This is a genomic window from Epilithonimonas pallida, assembly GCF_900182975.1.
In the GTDB taxonomy this organism is placed as follows: domain Bacteria; phylum Bacteroidota; class Bacteroidia; order Flavobacteriales; family Weeksellaceae; genus Epilithonimonas; species Epilithonimonas pallida.
Window position 1 is genome coordinate 635,557 of sequence record NZ_FXUO01000001.1, and the last position, 17,215, is coordinate 652,771.

The 17,215-nt window shown below is 35.4% G+C and carries 15 protein-coding genes; 8 read left to right on the forward strand and 7 right to left on the reverse strand.

Going from position 1 to position 17,215, the window contains the following annotated elements:
* Window positions 1-129 precede the first annotated feature (129 nt).
* Complete coding sequence (locus tag QOL71_RS02790; RefSeq protein WP_283415447.1) at window positions 130-1,200, reverse strand: branched-chain amino acid aminotransferase; 1,071 nt, start codon at window positions 1,198-1,200, stop codon at window positions 130-132.
* An 83-nt stretch (window positions 1,201-1,283) separates the two neighbouring features.
* Here QOL71_RS02790 and mnmC2 point away from each other — a divergent pair, with 83 nt between their 5' ends.
* Window positions 1,284-1,958 carry a tRNA (5-methylaminomethyl-2-thiouridine)(34)-methyltransferase MnmC2 gene (gene mnmC2 / locus QOL71_RS02795; RefSeq protein WP_283415448.1) on the forward strand — a complete coding sequence of 225 codons (675 nt, stop codon included), beginning with the start codon at window positions 1,284-1,286 and terminating at the stop codon, window positions 1,956-1,958.
* A 33-nt stretch (window positions 1,959-1,991) separates the two neighbouring features.
* Window positions 1,992-2,408: an NUDIX domain-containing protein gene (locus QOL71_RS02800; protein ID WP_283415449.1), complete on the forward strand. Its 417-nt coding sequence runs from the start codon at window positions 1,992-1,994 to the stop codon at window positions 2,406-2,408.
* Between the two features lie 33 nt (window positions 2,409-2,441).
* On the opposite strand, the gene QOL71_RS02805 is transcribed toward QOL71_RS02800, so the two are convergent.
* From QOL71_RS02805 to recQ, 4 genes are all read right to left on the reverse strand, one after another.
* The gene (locus QOL71_RS02805; RefSeq protein WP_283415450.1) at window positions 2,442-2,903 is read right to left on the reverse strand and encodes a hypothetical protein; all 462 of its coding nucleotides are present in this window, start codon (window positions 2,901-2,903) and stop codon (window positions 2,442-2,444) included.
* Complete coding sequence (locus QOL71_RS02810; RefSeq protein ID WP_283415451.1) at window positions 2,900-3,820, reverse strand: sterol desaturase family protein; 921 nt, start codon at window positions 3,818-3,820, stop codon at window positions 2,900-2,902. Before QOL71_RS02810 ends, QOL71_RS02805 begins: the two co-directional genes overlap by 4 nt.
* Window positions 3,821-3,833: 13 nt before the next feature.
* Complete coding sequence (locus QOL71_RS02815) at window positions 3,834-4,904, reverse strand: glycosyltransferase (protein WP_283415452.1); 1,071 nt, start codon at window positions 4,902-4,904, stop codon at window positions 3,834-3,836.
* A gap of 134 nt (window positions 4,905-5,038) precedes the next feature.
* Window positions 5,039-7,249: a DNA helicase RecQ gene (gene recQ / locus QOL71_RS02820; RefSeq protein ID WP_283415453.1), complete on the reverse strand. Its 2,211-nt coding sequence runs from the start codon at window positions 7,247-7,249 to the stop codon at window positions 5,039-5,041.
* Window positions 7,250-7,424: 175 nt separating this feature from the next.
* Between recQ and QOL71_RS02825 the strand changes: the two genes are divergently transcribed.
* Both QOL71_RS02825 and tatC read left to right on the forward strand, forming a co-directional pair.
* Window positions 7,425-8,384, forward strand: coding sequence for a KpsF/GutQ family sugar-phosphate isomerase (locus QOL71_RS02825; protein ID WP_283415454.1), 960 nt, complete (start codon window positions 7,425-7,427; stop codon window positions 8,382-8,384).
* 46 nt (window positions 8,385-8,430) lie between these two features.
* Window positions 8,431-9,249: a twin-arginine translocase subunit TatC gene (gene tatC, locus QOL71_RS02830; RefSeq protein ID WP_283415455.1), complete on the forward strand. Its 819-nt coding sequence runs from the start codon at window positions 8,431-8,433 to the stop codon at window positions 9,247-9,249.
* 51 nt (window positions 9,250-9,300) lie between these two features.
* Here the strand turns inward: tatC and QOL71_RS02835 are convergent, their stop codons facing one another.
* Both QOL71_RS02835 and tpx read right to left on the reverse strand, forming a co-directional pair.
* Window positions 9,301-9,873, reverse strand: a complete 573-nt coding sequence (locus QOL71_RS02835) for a Crp/Fnr family transcriptional regulator (RefSeq protein WP_283415456.1) — start codon at window positions 9,871-9,873, stop codon at window positions 9,301-9,303.
* 66 nt (window positions 9,874-9,939) lie between these two features.
* A complete protein-coding gene (tpx, locus tag QOL71_RS02840; RefSeq protein ID WP_283415457.1) occupies window positions 9,940-10,437 on the reverse strand; it encodes a thiol peroxidase in 498 nt (165 codons plus the stop codon).
* Window positions 10,438-10,529: 92 nt separating this feature from the next.
* Between tpx and QOL71_RS02845 the strand changes: the two genes are divergently transcribed.
* The 4 genes from QOL71_RS02845 to QOL71_RS02860 all read left to right on the forward strand — a co-directional run bounded on the left by QOL71_RS02845 (window position 10,530) and on the right by QOL71_RS02860 (window position 17,214).
* The gene (locus tag QOL71_RS02845) at window positions 10,530-10,979 is read left to right on the forward strand and encodes a T9SS type A sorting domain-containing protein (protein WP_283415458.1); all 450 of its coding nucleotides are present in this window, start codon (window positions 10,530-10,532) and stop codon (window positions 10,977-10,979) included.
* A gap of 7 nt (window positions 10,980-10,986) precedes the next feature.
* Complete coding sequence (locus tag QOL71_RS02850) at window positions 10,987-12,330, forward strand: hypothetical protein (protein ID WP_283415459.1); 1,344 nt, start codon at window positions 10,987-10,989, stop codon at window positions 12,328-12,330.
* A gap of 150 nt (window positions 12,331-12,480) precedes the next feature.
* A complete protein-coding gene (locus QOL71_RS02855; RefSeq protein ID WP_283415460.1) occupies window positions 12,481-14,700 on the forward strand; it encodes an NADP-dependent isocitrate dehydrogenase in 2,220 nt (739 codons plus the stop codon).
* Between the two features lie 111 nt (window positions 14,701-14,811).
* On the forward strand, window positions 14,812-17,214 hold the full coding sequence (locus QOL71_RS02860; protein WP_283415461.1) for a hypothetical protein: 2,403 nt from the start codon (window positions 14,812-14,814) through the stop codon (window positions 17,212-17,214).
* Window position 17,215: the final 1 nt, after the last annotated feature.

A 17,215-nucleotide genomic window follows, 5' to 3' on the forward strand; every position in this document is an offset into this window, starting at 1 on the left:
TATTTCTAAAATGCTCGAAAATCTTTTGCGAAAATAAGGATTTTGCCAGACTTAATTGTTATCAAAAAACAAAAACCGGAAGCAATTTTCCGGTTTTCATTCTTTCAATTTATCTTTAATTATTTAATTCTAAAGACTGTAAACATGTTCTTCTACCAAAACTCTCCATCCAAAAGGATCTTCGGCTTTATTAGTCTGGATATTAACAAGATCATTTTTAAGTAATGAAGCATAACTTTCTTCTTCAGAAAGCTGTGGTAAAACCAAATGCTCGCCTTGATATCCCAAGGCCTGAAAAACACTTGTAACCACTGCAGTCCCTACTCCCCAGACTTCTTTCAAAGTTCCATTTTTCTGAGCTTCTATGACATCGGAAACTTTTACATTACCGATAACAACTTCAATTCCTCTATTTTTTGCAAGCTGGATAAAGCTGTCTCTTGTAACGCCATCCAGGATTTTATCTGAAGTTTTAGGTGTATAAATCGTATCGTTGATTCTTACAAAAACGTTCATTGTTCCACTTTCCTCAAAATATTCGTGTGAACAATCGTCTGTCCAGATGATCTGCTCATATCCTTCTTCTATCGCCAACTGGGTTGGATAGAAAGAAGCAGCATAATTTCCTGCCGCTTTTGCAGCACCTACACCTCCACTTGCTGCTCTTGAGTAGTGATCGGCAATCTTAACAGAAACCGGAGCGGTATAATAATTTTTTGCTGGTGTTGCCACAATGGCAAACATATACTTCTCGGAGATTCTCGCTTTCAGGGCTTCTTCTGTTGCAAACAACAAAGGTCTTAGATATAAAGACATTCCTTCTCCGTGAGGAATCCAGTCTCTGTCAATATCCACAAGAGCTTTTAATCCGTCCATAAACATTTCTTCGGAAATCTCAGGAATTGCTAATCTTTTTGCGGATTTGTTAATACGCTCAAAGTTCTTTTCCGGACGAAAAAGAAATACCTGACCATCTTTATCCTTATAAGCCTTCATTCCTTCAAAACAAGCCTGTCCGTAATTGACCCCCATCATAGCAGGGGTAAAACCGATAGGACCATAAGGAACCAATTGAAGATCCCCCCATTTCCCATTTTCGTATTCACAAATAATCATATGATCTATAAAAGTGTTTCCAAAAGAAAAATTATTAGGATCAAATGATGAAATTCTTGGATTTGAAGTTTTTTGAATTATCATTTTTTAATTTTTTGTTGAGGTATTACAAATATATAATAATTTTTTAATAATCAAAATTTAGTTTAATTTTGTAAAAAAATACTTTGAAAAGAGAATTAATCAGCACTAGCGACGGCAGTAAAACTTTATTAATCAGTGAATTAAAAGAAACATACCATTCTAAACACGGTGCACTTCAGGAAGCCAATCACGTATTTATCAAAAATGGACTTAATTTGACAAATAGTTATGAAATTAATATTTTAGAGTTGGGTTTTGGAACAGGTCTTAACGTTTTGGTAACATTTGATGAATATTTGAGAAATGACAAAAATCATGTAATCAATTATTTTGGTGTGGAAAAATATCCGATTTTTTTGCAAGAAGCGACCGAATTGTCTTATTCTGAATTATTTCCGAACCCAATTGTTCAAAATATGTCTCTTAAAATTCATGAAACAGAATGGGAAAAATTAGTTGAACTAGATGTTAATTTTTATCTTAAAAAAATAAAAGACGACTTCTTTAATATAAAAAACATGGACTTACCTCCTGTTGATCTGGTTTATTTTGACTGTTTCGGAGCCAGAGTACAGCCTGATCTTTGGGAGAAAGAATTATTTGAGATTGTTGCTTCCAAAATGAAAACAGGAAGTTTGCTGACAACTTATTCTTCCAAAGGAAGTGTGAGACGAGCCTTGCAGGAATTAGGATTTGAAGTAGAAAAAAAACAAGGTCCTCCCGGAAAAAGAGAAATGATCAACGCCTGGAAAAAATAATTTCCCTAAATTAGGCACTGCAAATCACAATATATGATAGACAAAATCAACATTCGGGTGTATGCACTTTGTGTAAAAGACAACAAAGTTCTTGCACTTCACGAGGAATATGCCGGAGATCATCTTCTTAAATTGCCCGGCGGCGGATTGGAATATGGAGAAAGCACTTTAGAATGCCTGAAGAGAGAGTTCCAGGAAGAACTGAATCTTGAGATTGAAATTAAAGACCACTTTTATACACAAGACGATTTTCTGGTTTCCAGATTCCGGGATAATGAGCAATTGATTACAATTTATTACTTGGCTGAAATTTTAAATGAAGAAGATTTACTAATCTTAGATCCTTGCATAGAAAAGACAGAATGGATTCCGTTAGAAGGTGAAAATCCTTTTCCATTACCAATTGATAAACGCGTTTTCGACATAGCAAAACAAAAATTCCTGAATTAAAATTCAGGAATTTTTTATTTAATTTCTTTATAATTATTTTACTTCAACGAAATTAACATCGCCTTCGTATTTTTTATCAATAATCAAAATCATTGCAGTTTGAGTTGTGTAAGATTGATTTTCTCCAACCAATTTTCTGTATTTAACCTCAAGAATATTTGCGTTCTTTCGGATTGAAACCGGCTTTAGTTCTACACTTTGGTTTGAAGGATCTTCGATTTGTGCGATGACAAATTCTTTAGAAAAATCAACTGGCGTTGGTTTTCCGTTCTCTCCCATTGTTGTTGCCATTCCAAAAACCTGGTCGAATTCTCCCTGCGTTTCAAATTTCGGATTGTCAATCGCTGCATCAATGTTATTTTTAACGAAATAATTTTTCGCTTCTCTGTAAGGGATTTCTTCATTAAGAGTTGAGTCTCCTGATTTAACTGATGAATTGCAATTAATTAAAATCAATAATACTCCAATGAATAGGATCAATTTTTTTATAATCATGACGCTTGTTTTTTCATTCTTCTTTCTAATTCTTCACGCTGATAGTCTCTAACGGTTTTACCAGTTCCGTCGTGTCGCCAACCTGGAGAGTAGAAAAGATATTTTAGTTTATCTGTAAATTTTAAGTCAGGCTGTTTCAGGTCTTTTGCAATTTTTTTCCATTCGTAGAAAACTAAATTCACAGGACCTTTGTCCTCCATTTTGGGATAGATTCCGTATTTGATCGGAACTTCGGGAACTTCTTTTTCAAATGTTCCGAAAATTCTGTCCCAGATAATCAGCGCCATTCCCATATTCCTGTCCAGATAACGAATGTTGCAAGCGTGATGAACTCTATGATGTGAAGGCGTTACCATAAACCATTCCAGGAAACCAAGATTCTTAACAGTCTGCGTATGCACCCAAGTCCCATAAACCTGTAAAACCGAATAGGCAACCATAATATGCCAAGGATTGAATCCTAAAAATGCCAATGGCGAAAAGTATAAATACCTGTATAATGGTTGTAAAACGGGACTTCTAAAGCCAGTTGTGATATTGAAATGATCCGAACTATGATGCGTGATATGAACCGCCCAAAACGCTCTGGAATGATGATCTACATAATGCAAAACATAATAAGCAAAATCCTGTAAAACAAAAACTGCGACAAAATACCAAACATTAAATTCCCAAGTGAATAAACGGTGATGATAAAAGAAAAACATCACAGCCATAGATACTCCTTTCATCAGAAGATCTAATCCATAATTGAGAATAGCCAGATAAACATTGGATAAAACATCTTTGGTCTCGTATAATTTTTCCCGGTTGAAATGACTGTAGATCATCTCGCCTAAAATGACAATAGCATGGATTGGGATAGACCACATATAAATAATCCCCTGACCATTTTCACTGAATATTTCGTCTAACATGTTTAATTAGTTCTTATAAATTCCCAAGAAGATCTTCGTATTTTTTCAGGATAATCTCTTTGGAAAATCTGGATTTAATAGATTCTTTAATATTTTCTCTGTTATTATTTTTATAAACAGCGTGTTTTATTCTATCTGCAAAGTTATCATAATCCTCGATATCAGCTATTTCGCCGTTGATTTGATCAATAATAATTTCGTCAATCCCGCCGGGACAATTATTGGTTAAGGAATAAATTCCACAAACTCCTGCTTCTAAAAGGACATTAGGAAAACCCTCGTAACGTGATGACAAAATGAAAAGATCCGCAAACTTGAGATATTGATAAGGATTACTTTTTTTACCATGAAAAATAACATGATCCAAACCGAGCATCTCTTTCATCTGAATCAACATTTCCTTGTCACGTCCATCTCCCAGAATATGAAGCAAAATATTCTGATTTTTAAGTCTTGAAAAAACTTTCAGAAGATTATCAAAACCTTTTCTTGCTGATAGATTTCCAATGGCAACCACATTTTTGTGCTGATGAGAAAATTCTGCCGGACGTTCAGATTCATTAAGTTTTTCTTCAATAAAATTAACATCCACAGGATTATTGATCTTAACCAATTTCTTTTTTTTGATGCCGAAATTTTTGATCAGATCATTTTGCATATCATTACTTTGAGCAATGATTTTATCATAACTATTATAGAATTTATAAAAAAATCTGATCTCTTTCCTCGTCACGTGTTGCGAGACAACATTAGTCTCCCGGGCAATGAATCTTGTATTCGGAAATAATTTTGTAAACAAAGACAAATATGCATTTATTTCTCCAAAACCCGAAAAGACAATATGCGGTTTTCTTCTTTTTATTTCTAACAGAATCGGTTTGAGAGAATGTCTGATTCTCGGAGTCTGGATATCGATAATTTCAACATCGGGTTTCAGAAAATCAAGATAAGCGCCTTCTTTTCTCAACAAAAGAATAGAAGGAGAAAACCTGTCCCTGGGAAGATGATTGGCAATTGTTGTCACAATTCTTTCCGCTCCTCCAGTTTCCAAATCGGGTAATATGAAAATGATTGACTTTTTCATACGTGGATGTTCATTTTTTTCAATGTTGATCTAAATCACTATTTATTTAGCGATTTCATCAATCAAAATTACAAAACCAAAATGGGAATTCCTATAAATAAAAATGCCGGAAAGTTTTCCGACAATTATTATATTTAGTTAGCAACATCACTGATAAATTTGATTCGGAGAACTCTCACTTCATCATCTGTGAGATCATCGCCATATTCAGCCAATAATGTTTTCATACTGTCGCTCTCTGAGTTTTTCATAAAATCCATAAAATCATCTACAACATCTTCGTCAAAATTTTCTTCAATGTAATAATCGATATTCAGTTTGGTTCCCTGATAAACAATACTCTCCATTTCAGAAAGAAGATCGCTCATTGATAGATGCTTTGCTTTTGCGATATCCTCCAGATCTATCTTTTTATCAGTATTTTGAATAATAAAAACCTTGTGGCTGGATTTATTGGCCACCTGTTTCATTACAAGATCCTGAGTTCTTTCTATACCATTATCCTCAACATATTTCTTTATAAAATCAGCGAATTCTTTTCCGTATTTTCTGGCTTTACCTTCACCTACACCGTAGATTTTCGCAACTTCCTCCACTGTTATAGGATATTGTACTGTCATATCTTCCAGGCTTGGATCCATAAAAACCGTATAAGGCGGAATGCCGTGTTTTTTAGCCACAGTTTTTCTAAGATCCTTTAACTGTCCGAATAACAACTGATCCAGTCCGCCACCAGCCTGAACCTGAACTTGCTCACTGTCAGATTTTTGCTTGATCTGAGTCAGATCATATTCTCTGTCTTCAGCAATCAAAAACGGTTCTTTATATTTTCCTGAGATCACATCATTTCCTTTTTCAGAAATTTTCAGAACACCATAAGTTTCGATATCCTTTCTAAGAAAATCCTGAACAGTCGCTTGCCTGATAATCGATTTCCAATAGTTGTCCGTTTCTTCCTTTCCGAATCCAAAGAATTCTGTTTGTTCCAGTTTATAAGATTTGGTAACAGCAGTTTCTTTACCGGCAATGATTGTGATCAGGTCTTTTGTACGGAATTTTTCTCCCAAAGATTTGATCATTTCCAACACTTTTTTCAAATCCCTAGCTGCATCCTTTAACTTGGGCGGATTCTGGGAATTATCGCACATCATTGCACCTTCGCCTTTCACCGGATCGAATTTTTCTCCAAAATAATACAGCAGATATTGTCTTCTACTCATGGATGTTTCTGCATAACCAACCACTTCATTCAGAAGCTGTAGTCCGATTTCTCTTTCGGAAACAGGTTTTTGAGCCAGGAATTTTTCTAATTTTTCAATATCTTTCGGATCATAGAATGCCAGGCAATAACCTTCTCCTCCGTCTCTTCCGGCACGTCCGGTTTCCTGATAATAGCTTTCCAAAGATTTTGGAATATCATAATGAATTACAAAACGAACATCAGGCTTGTCAATTCCCATTCCGAATGCAATAGTTGCAACAATCACATCCACTTCCTCCATCAGGAATTTGTCCTGATTAGCAACTCTTGTTTTTTGATCCAACCCGGCATGATAAGGTAACGCATTGATCCCATTAACCTGTAAAAGCTGAGCAAATTCCTCCACCTTTCTTCTGCTGAGGCAATAGACAATTCCGGATTTTCCTTTATGCTGATTGATGAATTTAACAATCTCTTTATCAACATTCACTTTTGGACGAATCTCGTAATATAAATTAGCTCTGTTGAAACTTTCTTTGAAAACCAGAGCATTGTTCATTCCCAAAGTTTTCTGAATATCATCCTGAACCTTTGGCGTTGCAGTAGCCGTTAAAGCAATCACGGGAACATCCGCGATCTTATCAATAATGCCTTTCAGGTTTCTGTATTCCGGACGAAAATCATGTCCCCATTCCGAGATACAGTGGGCTTCGTCAATGGCAACAAAAGATATTTTTACATCTCTCAAAAATTCGAGATATTCTTCTTTGATTAAGGATTCTGGAGCAACATACAACAGCTTTGTTTTGCCAGCCGTAATATCATCCATCACATGTTTTGTCTGGGATTTGTTAAGAGAAGAATTGAGAACGTGAGCCACACCTTCATCCGAAGATAAACCGTTTACAGCATCTACCTGATTTTTCATCAATGCAATTAATGGAGAAACAACGATGGCTGTTCCTTCAGAAATCAATGCCGGTAACTGGTAACAAAGTGATTTTCCACCACCAGTCGGCATTAAAACAAACACATCTTTTCCACCTAGAAGTTCCTGAATAATCTGCTCCTGTTGTCCTTTGAACTTTGAAAATCCGAAATATTTTTTGAGTTCCGCAGATAAGTTGATGTCTTTTGTGCTCATCCTTTAATATAGTTTGCTAAATTTGCATTTTATTGAAAGGTTATACATTAATGGTAAATCCTGAATTTTAGGGATAAAAAAATGAAGCTAAAAAACTTCATTTTGCTCTGTTAAATTATTAGCGTGAAGATACAAAATAAATATTATTAAAAAAAATAATTAAAAATTTAAAATTTTGGATCCAAAAGGAATAATCGCAAACGCCCACCAAGCGCTGGATATAGAAATAAACGAGTTGACCAATCTCAGAAACCGATTGAATGACAGCTTCATAAAAAGTGTTTTAACCATCAATGAATCGAAAGGGAAATTAATTATTGTGGGGATTGGAAAATCGGCTCACGTTGCCAATAAAATTGTTGCAACGCTTAATTCCACCGGAACGCCGTCTCAATTTTTACATGCTGCAGAAGCGATCCACGGCGATCTTGGTGTGATCCAGAAACAAGACGTAATATTGTGTATCTCTTATTCCGGAAATTCTCCGGAGATTGTCAATCTTCTTCCATTTCTGAAAGATTACTCATCCGCTTTAATCGGGATGACAGGAAATCCTGAAAGTAAATTAGGAAAAGCTGCAGATATTGTTCTCAATACACACGTTGACAAAGAAGCATGTCCTAATAAATTAGCTCCGACAAGTTCAACCACTGTTCAGATGGCTTTGGGTGATGCTTTAGCCGTTTGCTTAATGGAGCTGAAAGGTTTTAAAGATATCGATTTTGCTAAATTTCATCCCGGTGGAAGTCTTGGTAAAAATCTGACTGCAAAAGTTGAACAATTTGTTTCTCAAAATAAGCCGCAAGTTTCTCCGGAGTCAGGGATCAGAGATGTGATTATTTCTGTCAGTGGTTCAAAACACGGTATTACTGTCGTAATAGAAAACGAGAAAATTGTTGGCGTAATTACAGATGGAGATATCCGAAGAATGTTACTGAATCAAGACGATATTTCCAAGGTTAAAGCGTCTGACATCACGAGTAAAAATCCAAAAACGATTGATAAAAATAATCTGGCAAAAGAAGCAATGCAAATTTTGAAAGAATTCAATATCGGTCAGCTTGTAGTGACAGATCAAGGCAAATATTACGGGATTATCGATATCCATACTTTATTGGACGAAGGTATTAATTAAGTGTAAATTTTTGAATCAATTATCAATATATCATTAATATAGAATAATGAGCGAAGAAAAGGAAATGTCCTTCCTTGGACATATTGGAGAGTTGAGGTCACATCTTGTGAGATCTATTTTAGCAATTGTTATTTTAGCAATTGTAGTTGGTTTTAACATCAACTGGGTAATGGATCATATCTTTTTTGGTCCTACAAGAAATGACTTTTTAACTTTCCGAATTGTGAATCATTTTTCCAGAGAATTGACCGGCAATGATAGTTTTATTTTACCGGCTCACTTCAGTGTTCAACAGAAGCAGTTGTTCCAGCAATTCAATGTGATGATGGCGGTTTCAATTTTCTCGGGTCTTGTTCTGGCTTTTCCTTATATCATTTGGGAACTGTGGAAATTTATCAGCCCGGCTTTGATGCCCAATGAGAAAAAAAATTCGATCTTCTATATCAATTCGATCTGGATGCTTTTTATGGCTGGAGTCTTAACAGGTTATTTTTTGATTTTGCCTTTTGCAATTAACTTCGGATTGTTGTTCAAAGTTTCGGATAATATCGTCCAGCTGTTTGACTTGTCAGATTACACAACTCTATTTTTACAGGTCACAATGGGGATGGGTGTGGTTTTTCTTTTTCCAATTGCAGTTTACATTTTAACATCAATTGGAATTCTGACTCCAAAATTCCTGAAAACTTACAGAAGGCATGCCATTGTTTTAATAATGGTTGTTGCAGCGATTATCACACCGGCAGATGTCCTGAGTATGATGGCAGCAGCATTGCCTTTGGTAATTCTTTATGAATTCAGTATACTGATGTCGAATATTGTTTATAAGAAAATCCAGAAGCGGGAACTCAAAAAAGAAATTTAATTAAAAACTAAATCAGCAATATTAATTGCTGATTTTTTTATTAAAGATAAATTAACCCTTCACGATTTCCTTTCTGATTCTGCTGAGTGATGTATCCGTGATCCCCAGATAGGACGCTACATTTTTAAGTGGCGCAAATTTCAGAACGTCAGGTTTTTCTTGAATTAAGTCTAAATAACGTTCTGTTGCAGATTTTGTAATCATCTCCACAGAACGGTTTTTGAGGTAAAATAACTGATAAGACATCCACGCTCTGCCCCATTCTGTCAACGCCGGAATACTATGAAACAGTTCCTGGAAATCATCATAGCTGATTTTCCAAACCGAGCAATCCGTCTCTGCCTGAATATTTTCTATCGAAGGGATCCTTTGAAATAATGATGATGCTTCTATCACAATATCAGATTCTGTAAAGAAATTAATGGTGATATCGTTAGAATCAATATCATAAACGAAAGATCGCACAACACCGCTTTCTAAAACAAAATATGAATTGAGGATGTCATTTTCCTTTAAGAAAAAATCACCTTTTTTATAATTGATTTTTTGATGTTTGCTGAAGATAAGATTAAGATCTCCTTCGGAAAATGCAGGATGCTGATAGATACTTTTTAATATGTCCATAAATGAAAAAACGGAAAATCTAAAATAGTAGATTTCCCGTTATAAAGAATAATTTTATTCGAAATTTTATTTCAAGGCATTTACAGCCGCTTCGTAATTTGGTTCCTGACCTATTTCCGGAACTTGCTCCGTGTAAATTACAGTTCCTTTTTCATCCAAAGCAACCACAGCTCTGCTCAATAATCCTCTCAAAGGAGAATCATCCAAAGTCACACCATAATCTTCTCCGAAATTACCTCTGAAATCTGACAACACTTCTACATTATCAAGGCCTTCAGCAGCACAAAATCTGTTAAGAGCAAAAGGTAAATCTCTGGAAACGTTTATAACAACGGTATTTTCCAAAGAACTCGCTTCCTTGTTGAATTGTCTTGCAGAAGCGGCGCAAACGCCAGTATCAATGCTTGGGAAGATATTCAGCAACACTTTTTTTCCTGTATAATCCGCCAGATGCTTTTCCGACAGATCTGCTCCAACTAATGTGAATTCCTGAGCAACAGTTCCAACTTCCGGCAAACTGCCTACAGTATGAATAGGATTTCCTTTGAATGTAATTTGTGACATTGTTCTATTTTTACTAAGATTCAAAATTAGATATTTTTAATTTAAATAACATTAATAAATTTCATATTTTCGCAGCCAAAAATATATACACGATGAAAAAAATCAATCTTAGTGTATTACTGGTTTTTCCCTTGTTGGCAAGCGCTCAGTCGGTCATTGGTAATATCAATTCCGGTGCAGTTTCTGAGAATTCCTTTAACCATTCTGTTGGAGAAATCTATGTAATAGCGTCTAATCCGGACGATGCCAGTTCCGGAACACTGGGAATCTTGTACCAAACCACTTTAAAGGTTTTGGGAATCAATGAAATTTTAAAAGACGATGTCAAAATCTATCCGAATCCAACAGCAGATTTTATCAATCTGAAATTGAGTTCGAAAAATAAGATAGATGAAGCGGTTATCTACGATAATTCCGGCAGAATGGTTTTTAAAACAAAAATAAAATCGGATAAGATAGATTTACGTTCCCTAAATACAGGAATTTATCTGCTTTATTTCACAAATACAGACATTAAACCTATAAAAATTATAAAAAAATAAAAACCAGATGAAAAAACTCTACATCGCTTTCAGTTTATTTTTAGCATCTTTTGCTTATTCTCAGGTTCCTCAGGCTTTCAGTTATCAGACCATTGCTTTCAATGCTGCAGGTGCTCCAATTGCTAATGGGAACGTTAATTTAAGAATCAGCATCCTGGACAATTCTGCAACAGGAAATGTTTTATATACTGAAACTCATACTAAAACAACCAATTCCAAAGGTTTGGTTAACCTTAATATCGGACAAGGAACTGCAACTACAGGAAACTTCGGCGGAATCAATTGGGGAACAAATCCGAAATTTGTAAAAGTAGAAATGGATCCAGCTGGCGGAAGTAATTATACCAATGTTGGTGTGAACCAGTTGATGAGTGTACCTTATGCTCAAGTTAGTAAAACCGTTGTGACTGGTGCAGGACAAGGAATTACTTTGGTTTCTCCTAATGGAACTTCTTATGAACTTAATGTCAATGATAGCGGACAATTATCTTTACCAACATCTAATTCATCAAGCACAACTCCCTCTAATTTATATCTTTATGGTTCTTTCAATAATTGGTCGACAACATCTTCAATTGAATTTGGGAAAAATATTCAGCCTTTTGGTTCTGGTTTTAATGGATTTATTTATTTAAAGTCAGGTGACCAAATTAAATTTTTAGCAGATAAAACTGGAAATGTTATTTTAGGCAGTAATGATGGATTATCAGGAAAATTGACTCAAAATGGCAGTGCTATAACTATTCCTTCAAATGGATATTATAGAATTACCTTAGATCAAAATAACTATTATCAGATTACATCTACAAATATTACATATGGTGGTGTAACTATGAATTATGATTATACCAATTATACTTCCACTAATTTTAATTATAGAAATACTTCCACTGCGACCATCAACAATTCTATAAAATTAGGAACATATACTTTTGGAGACAATTTGAATGATGGAAGTTTAGATTATAATGGATCAGATATATATACTCCGACAAGTAATGTTTTGAAAACAAAAATTAATTTTAATGGCTCCGGAACTTATCAGACTGTTAAGACCTTCACACCTCCTGCAACTCTTTATACAAAAGTTTACTACACTGATGGAACAGTAGGAAATCAATCAATAACTATGTCTTCATCTTCGAATATATTTACAGGATATTTCACCACTACTAATCCTGCGGTGATATATTTTACAGATTCATATACTGGAAATGGAACAATTCAATATGGAGGAGAAAATAATATACTAACACTTGCTAGTCAAGGTTTTATTAGTATTCCAGAACCTGGCAATTATTCTGTAAAATTAGATTTCAATACATCAAGTTATATAGTTCAAAAACAATAATTATACACGAGGCTGTCTTAAAAGACAGTCTTTTTTTATTCTAATCAGTTGAAAAACACTCAAAAATCATATTTCTGATGTTAGAAAATTATTATAAAAACACTAAATTTGTCTGTTTTGAAAAAACAGTAAATAAAATCAACTACTATAATGTCAGAAAAATCAAAAATTATCTACACGCTTACGGATGAAGCGCCAATGCTTGCAACACATTCTTTTTTGCCTATCGTTAAGGCTTTTACTTCGGTTGCAGACGTTAACATCGTTCCAAAAGACATTTCACTTTCAGGGAGAATCCTGGCTAATTTTCCAGAATTCTTGACTGATGACCAAAAAATCGGAGATGCTTTGTCGGAATTGGGTGAATTGGCAACAACTCCAGAAGCGAACATTATTAAATTACCAAATATTTCTGCTTCTGTTCCTCAATTAGATGAGGCTATTGCAGAATTGCAATCAAAGGGTTTCGCAGTTCCAAATTATCCTGCTGAACCAAAAAATGACGAAGAAAAAGTAATCAAAGCTAAATATGCTAAAGTCCTAGGTTCTGCCGTAAACCCTGTTCTAAGAGAAGGAAACTCAGACAGACGTGCGCCTAAAGCAGTTAAAAACTATGCAAAAGCAAACCCGCACAAAATGGGTGACTGGAGTGCTGACAGCAAAACAGATGTGGCGCATATGACCAGGGGCGATTTCTACGGAACAGAAACTTCTACTACGGTTGAAAAGGATTCTAAATACAGAATTGTATTCTTCGGAAATGACGGTTCTGAAAAAGTTCTGAAAGATTTTGCAAACCTTAAAGCTGGTGAAGTAATCGATTCTTCTGTAATGAACCTTAACTCATTGAAAGCTTTTGTACAAACTGCCATTGATGAAGCAAAACAAAGAGGTGTAATCCTTTCTGCTCACTTGAAAGCAACAATGATGAAAATCTCTGACCCGATTATCTTCGGAGCTATTGTTGAGACGTTCTTCAAAGATGTTTTCTCTAAATATGCTGAGACTTTCAAATCTCTGGATATCAATCCAAACAACGGGTTACAAAATCTTTACGATAAAATTGCCGGAATTCCTCAGGAAGCGGAAATCAAAGCGGACATTGATAAAGCGTTAGCTGAAGGACCAAAAGTAGCGATGGTCAACTCGGACAAAGGCATCACTAATTTCCACGTTCCTTCCGATATCATCGTTGATGCTTCTATGGCGGCATTGATCAGAAATGGCGGAAAAATGTGGGACAAAGCTGGTGCAGAAGATGACACGGTTGCTATTATCCCGGACCGTTCTTACGCAGGATTCTATCAGGCTGCCATTGATGATATGAAGGCTAACGGAAAACTGGACCCAACAACAATGGGTTCTGTTCCTAATGTTGGTTTGATGGCTCAAAAAGCGGAAGAATATGGTTCGCACGATAAAACTTTCCAGGCTGAAGCTGACGGAACTGTAAAAGTTCTTGACGAAAACGGAAACGTTCTTTTGGAGCAAAAAGTTGAGAAATCTGATATTTTCAGAATGTGTCAGACCAAAGATGCTCCAATCCAGGATTGGGTGAAATTAGCTGTCAACAGAGCGAGATTATCGGACACACCTGCTATTTTTTGGTTAGATAAGGCAAGAGCGCACGATAGAGAAATCATTAAAAAAGTTGAGAAATATCTTAAAGATTACGACACAACCGGGCTTGACATCAGAATCCTTGATGTGAAAGACGCAATGACAGAAACGCTTAAAAGAGCAAGAGAAGGCAAAGACACGATTTCGGTTTCCGGAAACGTTTTGAGAGATTATTTGACCGACCTATTTCCTATTTTGGAATTGGGGACTTCTGCAAAAATGTTATCTATTGTTCCATTGATGAATGGCGGTGGTTTGTTCGAAACCGGAGCCGGTGGTTCTGCACCTAAACACATCGAGCAGTTTATCGAGGAAGGTTATTTGCGTTGGGATTCTTTGGGTGAATTCTTAGCATTGCAGGCTTCTTTGGAACATTTGGCTCAGACTCAGAACAATCCGAAAGCACAGATTTTAGCAGATGCTTTGGATGAAGCAAATGCTAAATTCTTAGCAGAAGACAAATCTCCGGGAAGAAAATTAGGAACAATTGATAATAGAGGTTCACATTTCTATCTGGCAACTTATTGGGCAGAAGCTTTGGCAAACCAGAGCAAAGATGCTGATATTGCTGCGAAATTTGCTCCAGTTGCAAAAGCATTGACAGAAAACGAAAGTAAGATCAATGAAGAATTGATTGGTGCTCAAGGTAAGCCTCAGGAAATTGACGGCTATTACAGACCGGATTTTGACAAAACTGATTCTGCAATGAGACCGTCTGCAACACTTAATGAAATTGTAAACGGAATCTAATCTTATTCCTGTTAAAATTAATATAAAACCCTTAACAAATGTTGAGGGTTTTCTTTTGTTTAATTAATTTGCAGAAAGAAATTAAAATTAATATTTATGACGCTTTTTGATATGAAAAAAATCTTTATTTTTTTTATCTATGTTGTTGGGATTTTGCAGTTTAAAGCTCAGGGAAGAATAGATAAAGCTATTCAGAATCTGGAACAAAATTATTCGCAGGAGAAAGTCTATGTTCTATTGGACAAAGACAATTATGTTGTCGGCGATAATATCTATTTTAAATCTTTTGTTTTCGATGGCTACAGACGCTCAACCATTTCCAATACTTTGTTTGTCGAGTTATACGACCACAACAAAAATCTAGTTGATAAAAGAACTATTGCGCTTAAAAACGGCGAAGGCGACGGCTCGTTTGTTCTAACAGAAGCTTTAAAAGAAGACATATATTTCTTTAGAGCTTATACAGCTTGGATGGCTAATTTTCCAGAGGAATTTAATTTTATGAAACAGGTTCCGATTTACAATCCTAAATCCGAACAAAGATTAATTCTTGATAAAAACACCAAATGGACAGCTAATGCTTTTCCGGAAAGTGGAACTTTTATTGAGGATATTAATACGAAAATTGCTGTAAGATTATTCTCTCAAGGTATTCCTCCAGCAAGTTGGAGCGGCTATGTCATCGACGCTGAAAAACCGGCTGAAAAATTAGTCAGCTTTAAAGGATTTGACCAGAATGTAAGTTCTTTCAGTCTAACGCCAAAAGCCGGAAGAAATTATAAGGTCATTGTTGAAGACAACAAAGGAATTAAGCAAACCGTTGCTTTGCCAGCTGTGGCTAATTCTGGGATTAATCTGCAGATATCAAGCGGTAACGACGGAATCAAATATACATTAAAGAGCAGCAATCTTCCGGAAGGTTTAAAAGGTCACAGTATTGTTGGAATCATTAATAATCAAATGGTTTACAGAGCTAACATCAAAAATGCTTCAGCAGAAATTTCCAGCAAAATACCTACAAAAATCAGCGATGATAAAAATGCGGTTTTACAATTGGTGATATTCAATGACAAAGAGGAAGTTGTTGCTAAAAGATTGTGTTTTGTTAAACCAAAAAATCTGATGATTGAGCAGCCTACTTTTGCATCAACATCTCTTAATAATGAGCCTCGTGCCTTCAACAGCTTTGAATTAGAACCTGATACAGATTATCCAAGTTATACAGTTTTAGTAAAAGAAAACACCAAAACTGAAAGTACAAATGATAATAATATCCTAAGTGCGCTTTGGCTGACAGGTGATATCTCATCTCCTATTTTTTCACCGGCTCAGTATTTTTCCAAGAATGCCAATGCAGATGCGTTAGATGCTTTATTAATTTCAGAAAGTTGGAAAAGATTTGATTGGGATTCTCTTTTAACCGGAAAAACGCCTGAAATCAAATATAAACCCGAATCCAATTTATCGTTCAAAGGAAAAGTCACTAATAATGGTCGCATCATTCCAAATAAAAGTGTCAATCTATTATTTAATGCAGGAGGAACAGATAAAGGAATTTCTCAGGCTGTAACGGATGACAATGGTTTTATCTATCTCAACAATATTTATTTTGATGAACCTTTGACTATTTCTTATTACTTGAATCAGGATAAAAGTAAAGCTTCCGAATCTGACAATGTCAATATTTATTTTCAACCGTTGACAAACAATATTATCTACAAAGGTAATTTACCGGCAACCAATTATCGTTTGGCAGAATCTTCACAGAATGCTCAAATGAGTTCCGATGTTGCCAAAGCACTTCAAAACAAAAAAAATCAACAGATATTAAAAGCTGCTAACGAAGAAACTCAGATTGAAGAAGTCCAGGTTACCGCAAAGAAAGTTGATTTGAAAGAAAAATTGGATAAAGAATTATCAAGCGGAAGATTCAGTGGAATGAACGCGACTATTTTTGATTTGGTTAATGAAAATCAGGATGCGCAAACTTCTCTCAATATTATGCAATGGTTGCAAGGCAGGGCTGCAGGATTGACCTTCACAATGGATAGTTCCGGTAATTATATTCCAAGTATCCGTGGCTCGCAAGCTAAATTATATTTAGATGAGATGCCTGTTGATGCAAGTATGATCAATTCTCTCCCTGTCAGCAATATTGCAATGGTGAAGATTTTGAAAAATGACGGACTGGTTGGCAATGCTGTTGCAATCTATACAAAACGAGGCAATATGTTAGCTGCCGAAAATGACAAAAAAGAACTGAACAACAAAACAATTTTGAGAGGTTATGATAAAGCGGTTGATTTCGAACAACCCGATATTACCAGTGATGCTTATAAAAAAGTCGTAAAAGACACACGTGAACTTCTCTATTGGAATCCTAATCTAGCTCCAGAATCCGGACTTCCTGCAAGAGCAATATTTTTCAATAACGATGAAGCTAAAAATCGTGAAATTACAATCATTAGTTTTGATAAGGATGATAGACTTCTCTATTATGATGAAATAAAATAAA